General features: G+C 67.5%; 18 protein-coding genes and 1 tRNA gene. 14 read left to right on the top strand and 5 right to left on the bottom strand.

Features of this window, described 5'->3' with window-relative positions; genetic code table 11:
• The first annotated feature begins 50 nt into the window (after window positions 1-50).
• The 10 genes from AC0J5K_RS00070 (at window position 51) to AC0J5K_RS00115 (ending at window position 9,938) form a co-directional block, all read left to right on the top strand.
• A complete protein-coding gene (locus AC0J5K_RS00070; RefSeq protein ID WP_274562051.1) occupies window positions 51-1,607 on the top strand; it encodes an ABC transporter substrate-binding protein in 1,557 nt (518 codons plus the stop codon).
• The gene (locus AC0J5K_RS00075) at window positions 1,604-2,641 is read left to right on the top strand and encodes an ABC transporter ATP-binding protein (RefSeq protein ID WP_473009719.1); all 1,038 of its coding nucleotides are present in this window, start codon (window positions 1,604-1,606) and stop codon (window positions 2,639-2,641) included. Before AC0J5K_RS00070 ends, AC0J5K_RS00075 begins: the two co-directional genes overlap by 4 nt.
• Entirely contained in the window at window positions 2,638-3,477 is an 840-nt protein-coding gene (locus AC0J5K_RS00080; RefSeq protein ID WP_274562054.1) for an ATP-binding cassette domain-containing protein, read from the top strand. Before AC0J5K_RS00075 ends, AC0J5K_RS00080 begins: the two co-directional genes overlap by 4 nt.
• Window positions 3,474-4,211 (top strand): glycerophosphodiester phosphodiesterase, encoded by a 738-nt coding sequence (locus tag AC0J5K_RS00085; RefSeq protein ID WP_274562056.1) that lies wholly within the window; start codon window positions 3,474-3,476, stop codon window positions 4,209-4,211. The genes AC0J5K_RS00080 and AC0J5K_RS00085 overlap by 4 nt, the downstream gene beginning before the upstream one ends.
• On the top strand, window positions 4,208-5,143 hold the full coding sequence (locus AC0J5K_RS00090; RefSeq protein WP_274562057.1) for an ABC transporter permease: 936 nt from the start codon (window positions 4,208-4,210) through the stop codon (window positions 5,141-5,143). The genes AC0J5K_RS00085 and AC0J5K_RS00090 overlap by 4 nt, the downstream gene beginning before the upstream one ends.
• A complete protein-coding gene (locus AC0J5K_RS00095) occupies window positions 5,140-6,039 on the top strand; it encodes an ABC transporter permease (RefSeq protein ID WP_274562059.1) in 900 nt (299 codons plus the stop codon). The genes AC0J5K_RS00090 and AC0J5K_RS00095 overlap by 4 nt, the downstream gene beginning before the upstream one ends.
• A gap of 141 nt (window positions 6,040-6,180) precedes the next feature.
• A complete protein-coding gene (locus tag AC0J5K_RS00100) occupies window positions 6,181-7,092 on the top strand; it encodes an ABC transporter substrate-binding protein (protein WP_274562061.1) in 912 nt (303 codons plus the stop codon).
• 59 nt (window positions 7,093-7,151) lie between these two features.
• Window positions 7,152-8,132: a FecCD family ABC transporter permease gene (locus AC0J5K_RS00105; protein WP_274562062.1), complete on the top strand. Its 981-nt coding sequence runs from the start codon at window positions 7,152-7,154 to the stop codon at window positions 8,130-8,132.
• A complete protein-coding gene (locus AC0J5K_RS00110) occupies window positions 8,125-9,141 on the top strand; it encodes a FecCD family ABC transporter permease (protein ID WP_274562063.1) in 1,017 nt (338 codons plus the stop codon). The genes AC0J5K_RS00105 and AC0J5K_RS00110 overlap by 8 nt, the downstream gene beginning before the upstream one ends.
• 2 nt (window positions 9,142-9,143) lie before the next feature.
• Window positions 9,144-9,938 (top strand): ABC transporter ATP-binding protein, encoded by a 795-nt coding sequence (locus AC0J5K_RS00115; RefSeq protein WP_274562065.1) that lies wholly within the window; start codon window positions 9,144-9,146, stop codon window positions 9,936-9,938.
• Window positions 9,939-10,008: 70 nt separating this feature from the next.
• Here AC0J5K_RS00115 and AC0J5K_RS00120 read toward each other — a convergent pair.
• Window positions 10,009-10,084, bottom strand: a tRNA-Thr gene (locus AC0J5K_RS00120).
• A gap of 209 nt (window positions 10,085-10,293) precedes the next feature.
• Between AC0J5K_RS00120 and nadA the strand changes: the two genes are divergently transcribed.
• The 4 genes from nadA (at window position 10,294) to AC0J5K_RS00140 (ending at window position 16,240) form a co-directional block, all read left to right on the top strand.
• Window positions 10,294-11,343, top strand: a complete 1,050-nt coding sequence (gene nadA, locus AC0J5K_RS00125; RefSeq protein ID WP_074836565.1) for a quinolinate synthase NadA — start codon at window positions 10,294-10,296, stop codon at window positions 11,341-11,343.
• 5 nt (window positions 11,344-11,348) lie between these two features.
• Entirely contained in the window at window positions 11,349-12,920 is a 1,572-nt protein-coding gene (locus AC0J5K_RS00130) for an L-aspartate oxidase (protein WP_274562066.1), read from the top strand.
• Window positions 12,917-13,768 (top strand): carboxylating nicotinate-nucleotide diphosphorylase, encoded by an 852-nt coding sequence (nadC, locus tag AC0J5K_RS00135; RefSeq protein ID WP_274562068.1) that lies wholly within the window; start codon window positions 12,917-12,919, stop codon window positions 13,766-13,768. Before AC0J5K_RS00130 ends, nadC begins: the two co-directional genes overlap by 4 nt.
• 258 nt (window positions 13,769-14,026) lie before the next feature.
• Window positions 14,027-16,240 carry an NADP-dependent isocitrate dehydrogenase gene (locus tag AC0J5K_RS00140; RefSeq protein WP_274562070.1) on the top strand — a complete coding sequence of 738 codons (2,214 nt, stop codon included), beginning with the start codon at window positions 14,027-14,029 and terminating at the stop codon, window positions 16,238-16,240.
• A gap of 234 nt (window positions 16,241-16,474) precedes the next feature.
• Here the strand turns inward: AC0J5K_RS00140 and ureG are convergent, their stop codons facing one another.
• The 4 genes from ureG to ureC form a co-directional block, all read right to left on the bottom strand.
• The gene (gene ureG / locus AC0J5K_RS00145; RefSeq protein WP_274562072.1) at window positions 16,475-17,107 is read right to left on the bottom strand and encodes an urease accessory protein UreG; all 633 of its coding nucleotides are present in this window, start codon (window positions 17,105-17,107) and stop codon (window positions 16,475-16,477) included.
• The gene (locus AC0J5K_RS00150) at window positions 17,104-17,745 is read right to left on the bottom strand and encodes an urease accessory protein UreF (RefSeq protein WP_274562074.1); all 642 of its coding nucleotides are present in this window, start codon (window positions 17,743-17,745) and stop codon (window positions 17,104-17,106) included. Before AC0J5K_RS00150 ends, ureG begins: the two co-directional genes overlap by 4 nt.
• Complete coding sequence (locus AC0J5K_RS00155; protein WP_074836570.1) at window positions 17,735-18,199, bottom strand: urease accessory protein UreE; 465 nt, start codon at window positions 18,197-18,199, stop codon at window positions 17,735-17,737. The genes AC0J5K_RS00150 and AC0J5K_RS00155 overlap by 11 nt, the downstream gene beginning before the upstream one ends.
• Before the next feature lie 80 nt (window positions 18,200-18,279).
• Complete coding sequence (gene ureC, locus AC0J5K_RS00160; RefSeq protein ID WP_274562076.1) at window positions 18,280-20,040, bottom strand: urease subunit alpha; 1,761 nt, start codon at window positions 20,038-20,040, stop codon at window positions 18,280-18,282.

Below are 20,040 nucleotides of genomic sequence, written 5' to 3' on the forward strand. Positions count from 1 at the left end.
AAAGCGGGCATATTGCGGTGCTCATCCTGCATCTCACCTGGAGCAAGCACTTGAAACTATTGTCCGCCCTCGCAGCGGCCAGCATCGGACTGGCCGCCACCTTCGGCATGTCCGCGGCCAAGGCCGAAAGCCGGCCCGATATCGTCGTTGCCGTTCCCGACCTGCCGCCGACGCTGGAGCCCGCCAAGGAGCTGTCCAACATCGGCACGCGCATCACCTATGACATCTTCGATACGGTCATCCGCCGGGATTTCCTTTCGGCCGAGGATGGCTCCGGTGCCGAATTGACACCGGCGCTGGCCGAAAGCTGGGCCTGGACCGATCCGCGCACCCTGGTGCTCGATCTGCGCGCCGGCGTGAAATTCCACAACGGCGAAACCCTGACCGCCGAAGACGTGGCCTTTACCTTTTCCGCCGAGCGGCTGTCGGGCCCGGAATCGATCATGGCCAACGGCCGCGGCTATTTCGGCAATATCGAGAGTGTCGATGCCACCGGCCCGCTGCAAGTGACCTTTTCCCTGAAAGTCGCCGATCCGATCTTTGAACAACGGCTCGCCTCCTGGACCGCCTGGGTGGTGAACAAGAAGGACTGGCAGGCCAACGCCGGTGACAGCTATCCGCAGTTTCCGGTCGGCACCGGCCCCTTCATGCTCGACGACTACAAGGCCGATCAGTCGATCCGTCTGGTGGCCTTCGACGATTACTTCGGCGGCACGCCCAAGGCCGCCTCGGTGACCTTTGTGAAAGTGCCGGAGGAAGCGGCGCGGATTGCCGGGCTTGTGGCCGGCGATTTCGACATCGTCACCACCATCGGCCCGGATCAGATCGGCCAGATCAACGCTTACGACACGGTCGAGGCCCGGTCGGTTGTCCTGTCGAACTCGCACGTGCTGGTCTACAATACCGAACACCCGACGCTGGCTGACAAGCGCATTCGCCAGGCGATGAACCTGGCGATCGACCGCGAGCTGCTGGTCAAGGCGCTCTGGGCCGGCAAGACGGTTGTGCCGCTGTCGCACCAATACCCGGAATACGGTGCGCTGTTCGACCCGAGCCGCGACGGCCTGGTCTATGACCCGGAGCGGGCGCGCGCGCTTCTGGCCGAGTCCGGCTATGACGGGGCACCGATCCACTACAACACCAACCCCAATTACTACGTCAACACCGTGCCCGCCGCGCAGGCGATCATCGAGATGTGGAAAGCCGTGGGTCTCAACGGCAAGCTGAACCTTGTCGAGGACACGCGCGGCGGACCGGAAGACACGCTGATGGTGCGCACCTGGTCCAACACCACCCGTTTCCCCGATCCGGCCGGCGGGTTGTGGAACCTCTGGGGCCCGCATCAGAGCACGCAGCGCAACAAGGAATGGGCGCCGGCGGCGTTCAACGCTCTGGGTGAAACGCTGGACAAGACGCCCGAGCCGGCCGCGCGCAAGGAGGTCTTTCACCAGATGCTCGATATTTGGGAAGACGAGGCGCCCGGCACCATCCTCTATCAGCCGCTGGAAACCTATGGCGTGCGCAAGAGCCTGAAGTGGCAACCTTATTCCCACTTCTACCTCGATCTGCGCAACGACAACTTCGAAGACATGGCTGTCTCGCAGTGACGCTGGTCGATGATATCTCGTTCGCCGGCACCCGCCGGCGGACGTCCTCGGGCCCGACCGGCCCCGCCGTCGGGCCCGAGCCGCTTCTGCGTCTCGAGGGGGTGAGCGTCGGCACCGATCGCGTCGATCTGGTGATGGATGTCGATCTTTCGCTCGCGCCCGGGGAAACCCTGTGCCTTGTCGGCGAAAGCGGCTGCGGCAAATCGCTGACCTGTCTGGCAGCCATGGGGCTGCTGTCGGCGCCGGTGCGGTGCACGTCGGGGCGGGTGCATTTTGCCGGGCAGGAGATCTCGGCCCTGACCGAGACCCAGCTTCAGGCGCTGCGCGGTCGCGATATCTCGATGATCTTTCAGGATGCCACGGCGGCTCTGAACCCGGTGCGCCGGGTCGGTGACCAGGTGGCCGAAGTGCTCGTGCTGCACGAGGGCCTGACCTGCCACGCCGCCCGTGCCCGCGCCGCCGCGTTGTTCGACATGGTCGGCATTCCCGATCCGCGCGCCCGGCTACGTGCCTATCCGCATGAGCTTTCGGGCGGGATGAACCAGCGGGTGATGATCGCCATGGCGCTGGCCTGCCGCCCGAAGCTGATCGTTGCCGACGAGGCGACAACGGCGCTGGATGTCACCACCCAGGCGCAGATCCTCGACCTGCTGCGCCAGCTCCAGGTCGAGACCGGCGCGGCAATGATCTTTGTCACCCATGATCTTGGCGTCGTGGCCGAAATCGCTGACCGGGTTGCGGTGATGTATTCCGGCCGGATTGTCGAGTTCGCCACCGCCGATGCGCTGTTCGAGGCGCCGCGCCATCCCTATACCCGCGGCCTGATGGCCTGTCGCCTGCATGTGGCCACACCCAGCGCCGGGCGGCTGGCCGCGATCGAAGGCGTGGTGCCGCCGCCATCGGCACGGCCCGCCGGCTGCGCCTTTGCGCCGCGCTGCCCGAAGGCCGAAGCCATCTGTGCCAACCGGCCCGCGTTGCTGGGCGTCGGGGCGGCGCAGGCGGTGGCCTGCCACTCGATCGGGCCCGCGCGATGAGCGGCGCCGGTCTGAGCCTGCGCGGGATCACGCGGGTCTATGGCGGGGGTCTCTGGCGCCGGGTCGCCGCAGTGCGTGCGGTGGATGACGTCAGCCTCAGCCTCGCCCCGGGCGAGGTTCTGGGCATCGTCGGTGAAAGCGGCTCCGGCAAGTCGACGCTGGGCCGGATCGCCGCCCGGATCGAAAGCCCCACCGCAGGCGAGGTGCTGATCGATGGTCAGCCGGGGCCGAGGATCGGCTCTGCCGCCTGGCGCCGCGAGCGCGCGCAGGTGCAGATGATCTGGCAGAACCCGTCGCGCGCGCTCGATCCCCGGATGTCGGTTGCCGCTCAGATCGAAGAGGCGATGGCCACTCATGCCATCGGCGGCCGCCGCGACCGGCGCGACAAGGTGGCGGAATATCTGGAGCTGACCGGTCTGGGCGGTCTGGGCGACCGCTTTGTCCACCAGCTGTCCGGCGGGCAGCAACAGCGCGCGGTGATCGCCCGCGCCCTGTCGCTCCGGCCGCGGCTGGTGATCTGTGACGAGGCGGTCAGCGCGCTGGATGTCTCGGTTCAGGCCCAGATCATCAACCTGCTGACCGACCTGCGCGCCCGGTTCGGCATGAGCTACCTGTTCATCTCGCACGACCTCGGCGTCGTGCGCCACATCTCTGACCGGATCGCCGTGATGCGTCATGGCAAGCTGGTCGAGGAAGGTGAGGCCGATCGCGTCTTTGCCACGCCGCGCCATCCCTACACCCGCGCGCTGCTTGCCGCCGTGCCCGCCGCCACACCCGCCGCCCGGCGGGCGCGCGACACGGCGCAGCAGCGCCGCCAGGAAAGAGCCCTGACATGAGCCAGCCCCTGTTGATTGCCCATCGCGGCGCCTCGGCCCAGCACCGCGAAAACGCCCCCGCCGCCTGGCAGGCCGCCATTGCCGCCGGTGCCGCGATGATCGAGGCCGACGTCCGCATGAGCGCCGACCACCGCATTGTCATCTGCCATGACGCCGATCTTGCCCGCATCGCAGGCAGCCCCGATGTGATCGCCGAGACGCCCTTTGCCGAGCTGCAACGCCACAGTGCCGAAGACGCCCCCGCCGCGCCGCCGCTGTCGCAACTGTTCGCCACCGTGCCGCCGCGTCAGCCGATCCTGTTCGACGTCAAGGACGAACGCCCCGTGGCGCTGGCGCTGCTGGTCGAGGCCGCATTGGCCAGCGGGCGCGAGAACCTGACTTTCGGGCTGCACCGGGTCGAGAGCCTGCGGCGCCTGCGGGCGCTGGGCTGGCGCGGCGATGTGTTGGGCCTTCTGCGCGACATGTCGGAAGCCGAGGCCTTTTTCGCCGAGGGCGGCACCAACTTGCGTCTCTGGGAAGGCCCGGCGCTCGCCGATCCCCGCAGCCTGGCGGCCCATGTCGCCGCCCACCGGCCGGTCTGGATCACCACAGGCGGCTGTGACGGTCGCAGGGCCGGCGATCACGCCGATGCCAGCCTGAGGCAGCTGCGCGACCTGGGCGCCACGGGCTTTCTGGTGAACGACCCGGCCGCCTGCCGCGCGGTACTGACACGATACGCGGAGCCGCAGGAATGAGCCCCGGATTTCTTACCCTCAAGCTGCTGCGCGGCCTGCTGACGCTGTTTCTCGCGGTGACCTTTGTCTTTGTGATCCTGCGTTTGGCGGGCGACCCGCTGCGGCTGATGCTGCCCGATGACACGCCGCCCGATGTGATCGACCATTACCGCCAGCTCTATGGGCTCGACCGGCCGCTGCTGGAACAATACCTGCGCTATCTTCAGGGGCTGATGCAGGGCGATTTCGGCTATTCCTTCCGCGACCGGCAGCCGGCGCTCGACACGGTTCTGAGCCGGATTCCGGCGACCCTGCTGCTGGGGCTGACAAGCTTTGTGGTTTCGACCTTGATCGGCCTGGTGGCGGGGATCGTCGCGGCGCTGCGCCGGGGCAGCCTTGTCGATCAGGCGGTCATCAGTTTCTCGATCTTTGGTCATTCGATGCCGAGTTTCTTTCTCGGCATCCTGATGATCCTGCTGTTTGCCATGACCTGGCGCATCCTGCCAAGCGCCGGCATGGGCAGCGCCGCGCATCTGGTGATGCCGGCCATCACGCTGGGGGTGGGTGGCGCCGGGGCGATTGCCCGTTTCACCCGGTCGTCGATGCTCGAAGTGCTGAACCAGCCCTACATGACAACCGCCCGTGCCAAGGGCGTGCCGGTCGCGACCCGGGTGCTGCGCGACGCGGTGCCCAATGCGGCGGTCCCGGTGGTCACCGTTCTGGGGTTGCGCATGGGCGGGCTGATCTCCGGCACCGTGGTGGTTGAAACGGTCTTTGCCTGGCCCGGCATCGGGCAATTGCTGGTGACGGCCGTGGGGCAGCGGGATCTGGCGGTCGTCCAGACCATCGTGATCTTGGTGGCGCTGACCATGGTGGTGGCCAATTTCGCCGTCGACGTGGCCTATCGCTGGCTCGATCCGCGCATCGCCGGCGCCGGAAAGGAGGCGACATGACCGCACCCGACCTCTCGCTCCCGCAGCGCCGCCGTTGGCGGGGTTCGCGGGCCCGGAATGCCTCTGCGCCCGGCCCGCTGGTGGCCTTGTCGCTGGTCTGGCTGGCGGTGATTGTCTTTGTGGCGATCTTTGCCGATCTTCTGGCCCCGTATTCCCATACCGAACAAAGCCTGCTGTCGCGTCTAATGCCGCCGGCCTTTGCCGGCGGCGACCCGGCCTATCTCCTGGGCACCGACAATCTCGGCCGCGACGTGCTGAGCCGGCTGCTGCATGGCACAAGGATGAGCGTGATCATCGCGCTGGCCGGGTCGCTGATCGGTGCAAGCGTCGGCACGCTGATCGGCATCCTCGCAGCGCATTTCCGCGGCTGGGTCGAAGAGGCGATCATGACCCTGGTCGATCTTCAGGCCGCCATGCCCTTTCTGATCATCGTGCTGGCGATCCTGGCCTTCTTTGGCAATTCGATCGAGCTGTTCATCCTGATCATCGGCCTGCACGGCTGGGAAACCTATGCCCGGATCACGCGTGGCCTCGTGCTTCAGGCCAACAGTCAGAGCTATGCCTTTGCCATCCGCACCCTCGGCGTGCCGCCGGTCAGGATTTATCTGCGTCACATCCTGCCCAATATCCTGTCGGTGCTAATCGTGCAGGTGACGCTGAATTTCCCCGATCTCATCCTGCTCGAGACCTCGCTGAGCTTTCTCGGGCTGGGCATCCAGCCGCCGCAGACCAGCCTCGGCCTCGCGCTGGGCGAGGGGCGCAGCTATCTCGCCACCGCATGGTGGATCGGCGTGCCGGCGGGGGTCGTGATCTTTCTCACCACCCTGTCGATCAGTCTGGCGGGCGATTGGTTGCGCGACCGGCTCGACCCGACATTGAAGCGGGCCGACCACTGAAAGGCAGCATCTGACAGGCGCTCCGGCCTGGGGTGGCCGGAATTCCTGAGCGAAACGGTTTGACCGGGGCGCAATATCCGACTAAATAGATCGGAATTAAGGAGGCGGATGTCTCCACCCCTCGAACCGCAGGCAGATTTCATGAAATTCCCCACTGTTTTCCTTGCGCTTGCCCTGGCCGCCGGCGCGGCCCAGGCGCGTGACGTGACCCATGAGCTTGGCACCACTGACGTGCCTGACAGCCCCGAGCGCATTGTCGTGCTGGAGTTTTCCTTTATCGACGCGCTCGCGGCGCTGAACCTTGCGCCGGTGGGCATCGCCGATGACGATCAGCGCGACCGGGTCCAGCCGGTCTGGTCAGAGCGGATCGGCGACGACTGGACCAGCGTCGGCACCCGCAAGACGCCGAACCTCGAGATCATCGCCTCGCTTCAGCCGGATCTGATCATTGCCGACAAGTCGCGCCATGCAGCGGTCTACGAGACTCTCGGCCAGATCGCGCCGACCGTCGTCTATGACAGTCTCACCGGCGATTACGAGGACATGCTGGCCGTCGCCGATGAGATCGGCACCGCGCTTGGCCGGGCCGAGGAAATGGACGCTTTCCAGGCCAGCCACGGCGCCCGCATGGATGCGCTGCGGGCCGACGTCTCGGAACAGACGCAGGGCGATGACGCGCAGTTTGGGGTGATCAACGCCAATGGCCTCTGGCTGCACAGCCCGAAATCCTATGTCGGCAGCCTGCTGGCCAGCTTCGGCTTTGCCCCGGCCATGCCGCTGACCGGCTCCGACAGCTATGGCGAGCTGTACCAGAAGACCACGCTGGAACAGCTTTCGGCGCTTGATCCGGGGCTGCTCATTCTCGGCAAGAGCGGCGATGGCCGCACCCTCGATCAGGACTGGAACGCCGACAGCCTGTGGCAGCAGATCGACGCGGTCGAGCGTGGCCGGTTGTTCAATGTGTCGTCTGACCTGTGGTCGCGTGCCCGTGGCATGCTGACCGCCGAAGAGATCGCGGCTGACATCCGCGACATTGCCGCCACGCTGAAGTGACCGACCTGACGTTCAGCCGCACCGGTCGTCCGCCGCGTATCCGCCTCTCCCGGGGCGGGATGCGCTGGGCGGTCCTGACCTGCGTCCTCGCCGCGGGGGCGCTAGCCTCGCTGTTGACCGGCGGCCGCGACGATGTGGGGCTGGCGCAGCTGGCCGGGCTCTTTGCCGGGGAGGCCGCCAGTACGGCGGAACAGACGATGCGCGACATTCGCCTGCCGCGGACGCTGGCCGCGGCAGGTCTCGGGATCAATCTCGGGGTGGCGGGCCTTCTGTTGCAGGCGGTGACGCGCAATCCGCTGGCCTCGCCGGCGATCCTGGGGATCAATCAGGGCGCGGCGCTGGGCATCGTCCTGGGGCTCACCGTTCCGGCGCTGGCGGTGGTGCCGGGCTGGCTCCTGGCGTCGGTCTTCGGACTGGCGGCGGCCTGCCTGACCTTCGCGATTGCCGGGCTGTTCTCGGGGCGGATCGACTCGATGCGGTTGATCCTCGGCGGCGTCGCGGTCGGCGCCATCGGCTTTTCCGCGGTGCGGCTGGGCTACACGCTGGAAGATGACATCGCCCGAGAAGTGGTGCGCTGGACGGTCGGCGATATCGCCGACCTGCGGATCGATGCGGCGCTGCGGCTGCTGGCCTTTGCACTGCCGGGGCTGGGGCTGGCCTATCTCATGGCGCATCGGTTGAACCTGATGGCCATGGGCCATGCCGCCAGCAACGGGCTGGGCTTCGATCCGCGGGCGACCCTGGTTCAGGGCACCGTGCTGGCCGCACTGTTGACCGGGGTGTCGATTTCGGTGGCCGGGCCGATTGCCTTTGTCGGTCTGGTGGCGCCGCATATCGCGCGCTGGCTGTGCGGCGCCGATCACCGCCGGCTGCTGCCGGTTGTGGTGCTGATCGGTGCCACGCTCACCATCTGGGCCGATGCGCTGTCCAAGCTCTTGCCGCAGGCCGAGGAAGCCCCCGTCGGCATCGTCGTGGCGATGCTGGGCGCGCCCTGGCTGCTGGTGTCGGTTCTGCGCCGGTCGGGCACCGCCCATGTCTGACGCCCGGCGCCCCGAGTTCCCCGACTTGCGCGGTCCGGTCACGCTGGCGCTGCTTGGCGTGCTCTTGCCGGCGCTGATGTTCGCCGGTCTCTTTGCCGGCGCCATACCGCTCGAGATCGAGACCGTGGTCAACAGCCTGCTGGGCCGCGACGGGCCCCGGCAGGATTTCATCGTGCTGCAATCGCGCCTGCCGCGCGCCCTGCTGGCGGCGCTGGCCGGCGGCGCTCTGGCGCTCTCGGGGGCGTTGATCCAGGCCTTGATGCGCAATCCGCTGGCCAGCCCCAAGATCGTCGGAATCAACTCTGGCGCGGCCTTTGCGGTGCTGGTCACCGCCTTCTACATCCCGGCGCTGCCACATTCGCTGCTGCCGGTCCCGGCGGCGCTGGGCGGGCTGATGGCCGGGGCGCTGGTCTGGTGGTGCGCCCAGCGCGGCGATATCGACCCCCGGCAGCTGACGCTTGTCGGGCTTGCCGTCGGGCTGACGCTGGACGCCGGGGTCGATGCGCTTCTGGTGGCCAACACCGGGCCGGAATCCTCGGCGCCGCTGATCTGGCTGACCGGCAGTCTCTGGGGCCGGGGCTGGACCCATCTGGCCAGCGTCGCGCCGGTGCTGCTGACGCTGGCGACCGCTGCCCTGATCCTGGCCTTCCGTCTCGATCTTCAGGCGTTGGGGCCGCGTCGCGCCGCCGGTCTCGGTGTGCGGGTCGGGCTGGAGCGGACGCTGGCGCTGCTGGCGGCGGTGATCCTGGCTTCGGTCGCCGTCAGCGTGGTCGGCGTGCTCGGCTTTGTCGGGCTGATGGCGCCGCATGTCGCCACCCGGCTTGTCGGTGGCCGGCACCGGATCATGCTGCCCACCGCCGCGCTGTTCGGCGCCGTGCTGACCGTGGGTGCCGATACCCTGGGCCGCGCCATCCGCCCGCCGCTCGAGATCTCGGCCGGCATTCTCACCGCGCTGATGGGGGCGGCGTTTTTCATCTGGCTGCTGATCGCCGAAGACCGGAGGATATAGGCATGATCGACCTCGAGAACGCGGTCGCGGGCTACAAGTCGTTTCGGCTGGCGCCGACCACGCTCACTTTTGCCGAGGGCCGGTTTTCCGCTCTCATCGGCCCCAACGGCTGCGGGAAATCCACCCTGTTGCGGATGATCTCGCGCCAGCTTGCGCCGCTCTCCGGCGCGGTGCGGATCGGCGGGCGCGCGGCCGCCGGGCTGAGCCAGAAAGACCTCGCCCGGCGGATTGCGCTCCTGCCGCAGGAAAACATCGCTCCGGCCGGGATCAGCGTCGCCGATCTGGCCGGCTATGGCCGTGCGCCGCATCAAAGCCTGCTGGGCATCGCCAGCGACACAGACCGCGCCCATGTCGCCCGGGCGCTGCACCGCATGGATCTGGCGCATCTGGCGCAGGCGCCGGTGGCCAGCCTCTCGGGCGGCCAGCGCCAGCGCGCCTTTCTCGCCATGCTGCTGGCCCAGGACACCCCGGCGATGCTCTTCGACGAGCCGACCAACTGGCTCGACATCCAGCACCAGGTGCAGGTGCTCACGCTGATCCGGAGCCTCGCCGCCGAGGGCCGCACCTGTGTCGCGGTGCTGCATGACATCGCCCAGGCGGCCCGGTATGCCGATCACCTGGTGGTCATGAAGGATGGTGCGATCGTGGCCCAGGGCGCCCCGGCCGAGGTGGTGACGGCCGAACTTGTCGCCGAGGTCTACGAGATCGCGGTCGAAATCCACCCCGATCCGGTCAGCGGCACCCCGGTGCCCTATCCCTGCCGGCCCCGTTCCGGTGCCTTGGCGGCCGCCGGCTGACCCCTTCGGCCGGACCCGGGCCGTCAGACGGCGGCGGTCTGCCTCGAGGTCCCTTGAGGTGCTTGGAGAATGGTGCCGGTGATAGGACTCGAACCTACGACCCCATCATTACGAATGACGTGCTCTACCAGCTGAGCTACACCGGCGCCGGTCAGGCAATTAGCACCGGCCCAGGCCCCTTGCAAGCCGCGTTTCGCCTCTCGGGCACCCGAGGGAAGCCGTGACACACCGGGGCAGAGGCGATATTCCCCGGTCTCGTGGAAACAGGCTTTTGACCTTGGGTCACATCCGACATATGTAAGCCGCTCTTGTATCTCGGGCCCTTGGCCCTGCCCCTTGGCAAAGGACATCTCCGATGCTCGATCACCTCGACATGCGCAGCACGCTTGCCGAACATTATGATCTCGCCCCCTCGCTCGATCTCGCCGAAGACATGGCCGCGCTCTATGCGCCGATGAAGCCCTCGCTCACCCTGCCCGACTGGGCGATGTACGCGCCCTATGTGGCGGCGATCAACCGCTTGAAAAAAGAACGGAATGCGGTGATCTTGGCGCACAACTACATGACGCCCGAGATCTTTCACGGCATTTCCGACGTGGTGGGTGACAGCCTGGCTCTGGCGGTCAAGGCCAAGGAGGTCGAGGCCGATGTGATCGTGCAATGCGGCGTGCATTTCATGGCCGAGACCTCGAAGATCCTGAACCCCTCGAAGACCGTCCTGATGCCCGACATGAACGCCGGCTGTTCGCTGGCCGAATCGATCACCGCAGACGGCATCGCCGAGATGCGGGCGAAATACCCCGGCGCGCCGGTGGTGAGCTATGTCAACACCACCGCCGAGGTCAAGGCGGCGTCGGACATCTGCTGCACCTCGGCCAATGCGCTGCAAATCGTCGAGGCGATGGAAAGCGACACCGTCATCATGACGCCCGACCAGTATCTGGCCCAGAACGTGGCGGCGCAGAGCTCGAAGAAGGTCGTCTACTGGCCCGGTTCCTGCGTGGTGCACGAGCTTTATACCGCCGATGAGCTGAACGCCTATCGCGATGCCAATCCGGGCACCAAGATCGTGGCCCACCCCGAATGCAAGCCCGACGTGGTGCAGGCCGCTGATTTCACCGGCTCGACCACCGGCATGGTCGACTGGGTGCGGCAGAACCGCCCCGAAAAGGTGATGCTGGTGACCGAATGTTCGATGGCTGCCAATGTGGCCGAGGAACTGCCCGAGGTCGAGCTGACCAAGCCCTGCAATGCCTGCCCCTACATGAAGATGATCACGCTGGAAAAGGTGCTCTGGTCGCTGCACACGATGACCGAGCCGGTCGAGGTTGATCCGGCCATCGCCGAAAACGCCCGTGTCGCGGTCGAGCGGATGATCGACCTGTCGCGCAAGCTGGGGCTCTGATCCGGGTGCAGGTGGTCGAGACCGGCCGCACTGTCATCATCGGCGCCGGGCTGGGCGCGCTTTACGCGGCGCTGAAACTGGCGCCGCACCCGGTGGTGATGATCTCGCCCGAGCCGCTGGGTGAAGGCGCAAGCTCGGCCTGGGCGCAGGGCGGCGTGGCGGCGGCGATGGACCCGGCCGACAGCCCAGAGGCCCATGCCGGCGATACCGTCAGCGCGGGCGCCGGGATTGTCGATGGCGCGGTGGCCGATCAGGTTGCGCGCGCGGCGCGCGAGCATATCCTAGATTTGACCGAGCTTGGCGCGCCTTTCGACCGTACGGCGGCGGGCGGGTACGTGCTTTCGCGCGAGGCGGCGCATTCCTTTGCTCGGGTGGTGCGGGTCAAGGGCGACCAGGCCGGGGCCGAGATCATGAAGGCGCTGGTGGCGCAGGTGCGGGCGACGCCCTCGGTGCAGGTGATCGAAGGCGTGCTGGCCACCGGCCTCGAGGTCGCCGACGGCCGGGTCACCGGTGTCACGCTGGCGCGCGCCTGCGATCAGGGCTCGGCGCCGCTGACCCTTCGCGGATCGGCGGTCCTGCTGGCCGGGGGCGGCTCGGGCGGGCTCTATGCGCTGACCACCAATCCGCGCCGCATTCGAGGCCAGGTGATCGGCATGGCGGCCCGCGCCGGCGCGGTGATCGCCGACCCGGAGTTCGTCCAGTTCCATCCCACGGCCATCGCCTCGGGCGAGGATCCGGCACCGCTGGCCACCGAGGCGCTGCGCGGCGAAGGCGCGGCGCTGATCAACCGCGACGGGTCACGCTTCATGGTCGCGGCCCATCCCGACACCGAGCTGGCCCCCCGCGATGTCGTCGCGCGCGCCGTCTATGCCCAGACCCAGGCCGGGCTGGCGCCGGCGCTCGACACGCGCGAGGCCCTGGGCCCACGCATCCTGACACTGTTTCCGGGAGTGGCCGAGGCCTGCCTGCGGGCCGGCATCGACCCGGCAACCCAGCCGATCCCGGTGGCGGCGGCGGCGCATTACCACATGGGTGGCATCGACACCGACGCCGAGGGCCGGGCCAGTCTCGGCAATCTCTGGGCCTGCGGCGAGGCGGCCTCGACCGGGCTGCATGGCGCCAACCGGCTGGCCTCGAACGGGCTGCTCGAGGCGCTGGTCTATGCCCGCAACTGCGCGCTGGGCATCGCCGCGACGCTGGCCCCCGACACGGACCCCGCCCCGGAGGTGACGCTGACCTTCGAGAAGGGCGGGCAAGCGCCCGATGAGCGCGCGGTGGCACGGCTGCGGGCGGCGATGACGAGCCATGTCGGCGTGATCCGTACCGCCGGCGGGCTGCGCCGCGCCCTGACCGAAATCGCCCGGCTGGAGGCCACGTTCGGCACCAGCCCGACATTCAGAAACATGACCGCCACCGCGACGCTGATCGCCGCGGCCGCGCTGTTGCGCGAGGAAAGCCGCGGCGCGCATTTCCGCGAGGATTTTCCGGCCGCCGCCCCGGACGCGCGCCGCAGCCGGATCACCCTGACCGAGGCGCTGGCCCTGCGGCGCAAGGTGGCAGAAGAGGAAATCGCATGATCGCCCATACATCCCTTCCCGATCTGGTGCTGGAACCGATGCTGCGCATGGCGCTGGCCGAGGATCTGGGCAGCTACGGCGATATCACCACCCGCACCGTGATCCCCGCCGGCACCAGCTACACCGCCCGGCTGACCGCGCGCGAGGCGGGGGTCGTTTCGGGCATGCAGGTGGCGGCGCTGGCCTTTCGGCTGGTCGATCCCGCGCTGGCGCCGGTGACCCGCCTGACGGATGGCAGCCCCTGCGTGCCGGGCGACGTGCTGATGGAGATCGCGGGCGACGCCGCCGCGATCCTGACCGCCGAGCGCGTGGCGCTGAACTTTGCCGGGCGGCTTTCGGGCATCGCCAGCCTGACGGCGGCTTTTGTGGCAGAGACCGCCGGCACCGCGACCCGCATCACCTGCACCCGCAAGACCACGCCCGGACTGCGCATCGTCGAGAAACTGGCCGTGTTGCATGGCGGCGGCTTCAACCACCGCTTCTCGCTGTCGGATGCGATCCTGATCAAGGACAATCACATCGCCGCCGCCGGTGGCGTGCGCCCGGTGCTCGAGGCCTGCAAGGCGCGGGCCAGCCACATGATGCGCGTCGAGATCGAGGTCGATACGCTGGACCAGCTTGCGGAGGTGCTCGAGACCGGCGGCGCCGATGTGGTGCTGCTCGACAATATGGACAGCGCGACCCTGCGCGAAGCCGTGGCGCTGGTGTCGGGGCGGCTGGTGACCGAGGCCTCCGGCAACATGCGGCTCGACCGGATCGCCGAAGTGGCGGCGACCGGAGTGGATTACATCTCTTCCGGCGCGCTTACCCATTCGGCGCAGACCCTGGACCTCGGCCTCGACTTCTGAACCGGCGCCGGACCCGGGACTTGCCCGTCCCAGCCCCTCTCGGCCAGCCAGGGGGCCCCGGATCACGTCCGGGGCGCGGGGGCGATGGTGCCGCGCGGCTTTGTCCGGTTGAAACGCGGGCGGGGCTGGTCTATGCGACCAGTGATCGAAGTATTTGGCGATACCCCGGTTGCGTCCAGGCGAGGGCCTGGCTTTCCTGCCGACCGGCACACGCCAGAGCCGCAAGCGTTTCCACTGTCAGAAAAAAGGCAATACATCATGGCCGAAACAAAGTCCCCCGAGATACTGTATACCATTGTAGACGAAGCGCCGGAGCTGGCCAGCGCCTCCTTCTTGCCGATCATCCGCAAGTTCGCCTCGGCGGCCGGGATCACGGTTGGCACCAAGGATATTTCGCTGGCAGGCCGGATCATCGCGACCTTCCCGGAGAACCTGACCGAGGCGCAGCGCCAGTCCGACGATCTGGCCGAATTGGGCGAGCTGGTGAAACAGCCCGGCGCCAATGTCATCAAGCTGCCCAACATCTCGGCCTCGGTGCCGCAGCTGGTGGCGGCGGTGAAGGAATTGCAGGCGCAGGGTTATGCGCTGCCGGATTATCCCGAGGATCCGCAGACCGACGCCGAGAAGGACGTGCGCGCGCGTTACGACGGGATCAAGGGCTCGGCGGTGAACCCGGTGCTGCGCGAGGGCAACTCCGACCGGCGCGCCGCCAAGGCAGTCAAGAACGACGCTCAGAAGAACCCGCACCGCATGGGCAAATGGTCGGCCGACAGCAAGACCAAGGTGTCGTCGATGGACGGCAATGATTTCCGCTCGAACGAGGTCTCGACCACGCTGACCGCTGCGCAGGCCGGCACGGCAAAAATCGAATTCGTCGGCAAGGACGGCAGCACCAAGGTGCTGAAGGACGGCTGGCCGCTGGAGGCGGGCGCGGTCGTCGATGCGAGCTTCATGTCGGCCCGGGCGCTTTCGGATTTCCTGGCCAAGCAGATCGAAGAGACCAAGGCCGACGGCACGCTGTTCTCGCTGCACCTGAAGGCGACGATGATGAAGGTCTCGGACCCGATCATCTTTGGCCACGCGGTCAGGGCCTGGCTGGCCCCGGTGTTCGAGAAACACGGCGATGCGCTGAAGGCGGCGGGCGTGAACCCCAACTCCGGTCTGGGTGACCTGCTCGAGCGGGTCAAGGACAAGCCCGAGATCCTGGCGGCGATCGAAGAGGTGCGCGAGCAACGCCCGCCGATGTACATGGTGAACTCGGACAAGGGTATCACCAACCTGCACGTGCCGTCCGACGTGATCATTGACGCCTCGATGCCGGCGCTGATCCGTGCCGGTGGCAAGGGCTGGGGCCCGGATGGCAACGAGGGCGACAGCAACTGCGTCATCCCCGACAACTCCTATGCTCCGGTCTATGACGAGAGCATCAAATTCTTCAAGGAAAACGGCGCGCTCGACCCGGCGACCGCGGGCTCGGTGCAGAACGTCGGCCTGATGGCGCAGAAGGCCGAGGAATACGGCTCGCATCCCACCACCTTCGAGGCCGAAGCCGAGGGCACGATGCGCATCGTGCTGGAGAACGGTGATGTGCTGCATTCCCATGACGTCGAGGCCGGCGACATCTGGCGCGCCTGCACCACCAAGAAGGCGCCGATCGAGAACTGGGTGCAACTGGCGATGGACCGCCAGCGGCTCACCGGGGCGCAGGCGATCTTCTGGCTCGACGAGACCCGGGCGCATGATGCCGAGCTGATCAAATACGTGAGCCCGATCCTCGAAGCCAAGGGCGTTGCCGACAAGTTCGAGATCCTGGCGCCGCGCGAAGCGACCCGCGCCTCGCTCGAGACCATCACCGCCGGCAAGGACAGCATCGCCATCACCGGCAACGTGCTGCGCGACTATCTGACCGACCTGTTCCCGATCCTCGAGCTCGGCACCTCGGCCAAGATGCTGTCGATCGTCAAGCTGATGAACGGCGGCGGGTTGTTCGAAACCGGTGCCGGCGGCTCAGCGCCGAAGCACGTACAGCAGCTGGTCGAGGAAAACCACCTGCGCTGGGATTCGATGGGTGAGTTCTGCGCCCTGGGCGAAAGCCTGAAGTTCCTCGCCGACAGCCAGGGCAACGACAAGGCCGGTGTCCTGGGCGAAGCCGCCGAGGAAGCCACGCAGGGCATTCTCGACAATGACCGCTCGCCCTCGCGCAAGGTGGGCCAGCCGGACAACCGCGACAGCCACTACTGGTTCGCCCGTTACTGGGCCGAAGCTTTGGCGGCGCAGACCAAGGACGCCGAGCTGGCGGCGCATTTCAAGCCGCTGGCCGAAGAGCTGGGCGCCAAGGAAGCCGAGATCACCGGCGAACTGGCCGCGGCGCAGGGCCAGGCGGCGGAAATCGGCGGCTACTACAAGCCGAGCGACGAGCAGAAAGCCGAGGTGATGCGCCCAAGCAAGACGCTGAACGCGATCATCGGCTGATCAGGGCTCCGAAACCACGAAAGCCGTCCGGAGGGACCCGGGCGGCTTTTTCATGGCGGCGGCACCCGTGCGCGAACGGCCCCGAAGGCGCCCGACGATCGCCATTCCGCGCGGCCTGTCCCGACGTCGCTCAAAGGGCTCGATTTCCGATCGACCTTCGCGGCACCCGTCCCGGGCCTGACCCGGGACCTCGCCGCCCGCCATGAGGCCCCTGATCAGGTCCGGGGCGCGACCTCACGCCACACAAGCCAGCTCGCGCAGCCCGGCCAGCGCGCAGATCGCCTTGAGCACCTCGTCCGGTCCCCGGTCATGGCGCAGCGCGGTAAAGAGAAATGGCCGCCCCTGGCGCATCCGTGTCGCATCCCGCTCCATCACCTCGAGCGAGGCGCCGACATGCGGCGCCAGGTCGGTCTTGTTGATGATCAGCAGGTCCGACTTGGTGATCGCCGGCCCGCCCTTGCGCGGAATCTCCTCGCCGGCGGCGACGTCGATCACGTAGATGGTGAAATCGGCAAGCTCAGGCGAGAAGGTGGCAGAAAGGTTGTCGCCGCCCGATTCCACCAGCACCACTTCGAGATCCGCGTGGCGCTGGCGCATCTCGGCGATGGCGGCGAGGTTGATCGAGGCATCCTCGCGGATTGCGGTATGCGGGCAGCCGCCGGTCTCCACCCCCATCACCCGGTCGCCCGGCAGCACCTGCATGCGCATCAGCGCCTCGGCGTCCTCCTGGGTGTAGATGTCATTGGTGATCACCCCGATCGAATAGCCGGGATGCATCAGCCCTGCCAGTTTGGCGGTCAGCGTGGTCTTGCCGGCGCCGACGGGGCCGCCGATGCCGATGCGGAGGGGTCCGTTCATCCGGGTCATGAGCGAAAGATCCTTGGTTGCAGGGTTTCATGCGCCATCGCCGCCACATCCGACAGGAAGGCATTGGAATAGAGGTCGTCCGCCGTGGCCTCGGCGGTCTCGCCGGCGATCCGGGCGCAGAGCGGGGTGAGCGCGGCCAGCGCCGCCTGGCCCTCGGTCTGGCCCAGCGGCACCAGCCGGATCGCCGCCGAGGCCAGATTGGCGGCAAAGGCGTGCAGATACATGGCGCCGGTCTGCTCCAGCGGCAGGCCGGCCAGCCGCGCGGCGCGGCCGAGCGCCACCGGCAGCATCAGGTCGGGCAGGTCATGGCCCCAGACATCGCGCAGCGTCTTGCAGAAGGCCGCGCCTTGCAGCTCTGCTTCCATCAGCCGCTCGGCCGAAGCGGCAAAGGCCCGCGCCGTGGCATCGACCTGATCGAGCGTGGCCGCATCCTCGGCCTGCCAGCCGAGCGAGACCAGCACCGCGTCAGCCCGGCCGCTGCCGTCCTCGAGCAGCGCCGCCAGCCAGTCGCGCAGGCTGTCGCCGGAGTTTACCCAGCCACGGGCAATCGCGCTCTCCAGCCCGTGCGAATAGGCGAAGGCGCCCAGCGGGAAGGCGGGCGAGAGCCAGTGTTGCAGGGTCAGAAGGTCAATGGGCATGGGCCGTATGCCCGTGTTCATGCGCATGGGTGCGGCCATGGCCATAGGCGCCGCCTTCCGGGGTGAAAGGCTCGGTGACTTCGGTCAGCGTGGCGCCGAGATGTTCGAGCATATGCCCGATCACCGGGTCGCGCTGGATCAGCAGTCGGCTGTCGTCGATCTGGCAGGGGGTGTGGCGGTTGCCGATATGCCAGGCCAGCCGGGTGAGATCGGGGCCGGTGACGGCATAGAGGTCTTCCGCGGCGGCGATGACCTCGATCCGGATGCCGTCGGGCAGCGCAAAGGCCTGGCCGTGATCGACCGAGGTCGTGTGTTCGAGATCGACGAGAAAGCGCAGGCCGGCCTCCGAGACCAGCACCTTGCGGCGCAGGAACCGGTCGTCATAGGAGAGCTGCACGCGGTCGGTGCAGGTGTCGACGTGGGGGATCAGGGTCTGGGTAACGGGGAGGGACATGGTCTAATCCGGTTATAAGGGAAGAAGAGGAACGCGCCGCGCGTGGGGGCAGGCCGGCCGGGAGTGCATCCCGGAAGGCCTCAGAACAGAAAATACCTCTGCGCCATCGGCAGCACCTCGGCCGGCTGGCAGGTCAGCAGCTCGCCGTCGGCGCGCACCTCGTAGGTTTCGGGATGCACCTCGACCTGAGGTGTGGCGGTGTTGAGTTTCAGGTCCGACTTGCCGATCTTGCGGGTGTTCTCCACCGCCACGGTCTGCTTCGCCAGGCCCCAGGTGTCGCGGATGCCTTCGGCCTGGGCGGCGGCCGAGACGAAGGTCACCGCGGAGTTCTCGACCGAACGGCCATAGGCGCCCCACATCGGCCGCGAATAGACCGGCTGCGGCGTCGGGATCGAAGCATTGGGATCGCCCATCTGCGCACAGGCAATGGTGCCGCCGAGCAGGACCATCTCGGGCTTCACCCCGAAGAACGCCGGGTTCCAGAGCACCAGGTCGGCGCGTTTGCCGACCTCGATCGAGCCGATCTCGTGCGACAGCCCATGCGCGATGGCCGGGTTGATGGTGTATTTGGCGATATAGCGGCGGACGCGGAAATTGTCGTTGTCGCCGGTCTCCTCGGAGAGCCGCCCGCGCTGTTTCTTCATCTTGTCGGCGGTCTGCCAGGTGCGGATCAGCACCTCGCCCACCCGGCCCATGGCCTGGCTGTCCGACGCGATGATCGAAAACGCGCCCATGTCGTGCAGGATGTCCTCGGCGGCGATGGTTTCGCGCCGGATGCGGCTCTCGGCAAAGGCCACATCCTCGGGGATCGACTTGTCGAGGTGGTGACAGACCATGAGCATGTCGAGATGTTCTTCGAGCGTGTTCACGGTAAACGGCCGCGTCGGGTTGGTCGAAGACGGCAGAACGTGCTCTTCGCCGCAGATCTTGATGATATCGGGGGCGTGGCCGCCGCCCGCGCCCTCGGTGTGAAAGGCGTGGATGGTGCGGCCTTTCATGGCCTTTACCGTGTGCTCGACAAAGCCGCTCTCGTTGAGCGTATCGGTGTGGATCATCACCTGCACGTCCATGTCATCGGCCACGCTCAGGCAGCAGTCGATGGCGCCGGGGGTGGTGCCCCAATCCTCGTGCAGTTTCAGCGCGCAGGCGCCGCCCTTGACCTGTTCGACCAAGGCTTCGGGCAGAGAGGTATTGCCCTTGCCGGCAATGGCCAGGTTCATCGGAAAGGCGTCCGCCGCCTGCAACATCCGCCCGATGTGCCAGGGGCCGGGGGTGCAGGTGGTGGCCAGCGTGCCATGCGCCGGGCCGGTGCCGCCGCCCAGCATGGTGGTCAGGCCGGAATGCAGCGCATCCTCGATCTGCTGCGGGCAGATGAAATGAATGTGGCTGTCGAAACCGCCGGCGGTCAGGATGCGGCCTTCGCCGGCGATCACCTCGGTGCCGGGCCCGACGATGATGGTCACGCCGGGCTGGGTGTCGGGGTTGCCGGCCTTGCCGATGGCAGCGATCCGCCCGTCTTTCAGGCCGACATCGGCTTTCACGATGCCGGTGTGATCCACGATCAGCGCATTGGTGATGACGGTATCCACCGCACCGCCGGCCCGCGTGACCTGGGCTTGGCCCATGCCGTCGCGGATCACCTTGCCGCCGCCGAACTTGACCTCTTCACCGTAGGCGAGGGCGTTCCGGCCTTCGCCTCCGGTGAGCGCGGCCCCGGCCTGCTCGGCGGTGAGGTCGCGTTCGACCTCGATGATCAGGTCGGTATCGGCCAGCCGCAGGCGGTCGCCGACGGTGGGGCCGAACATGGCGGCGTAATCGGAGCGTTTGATCGTGGCGGGCAT

This window comes from Marinovum sp. E3 (assembly GCF_055755275.1).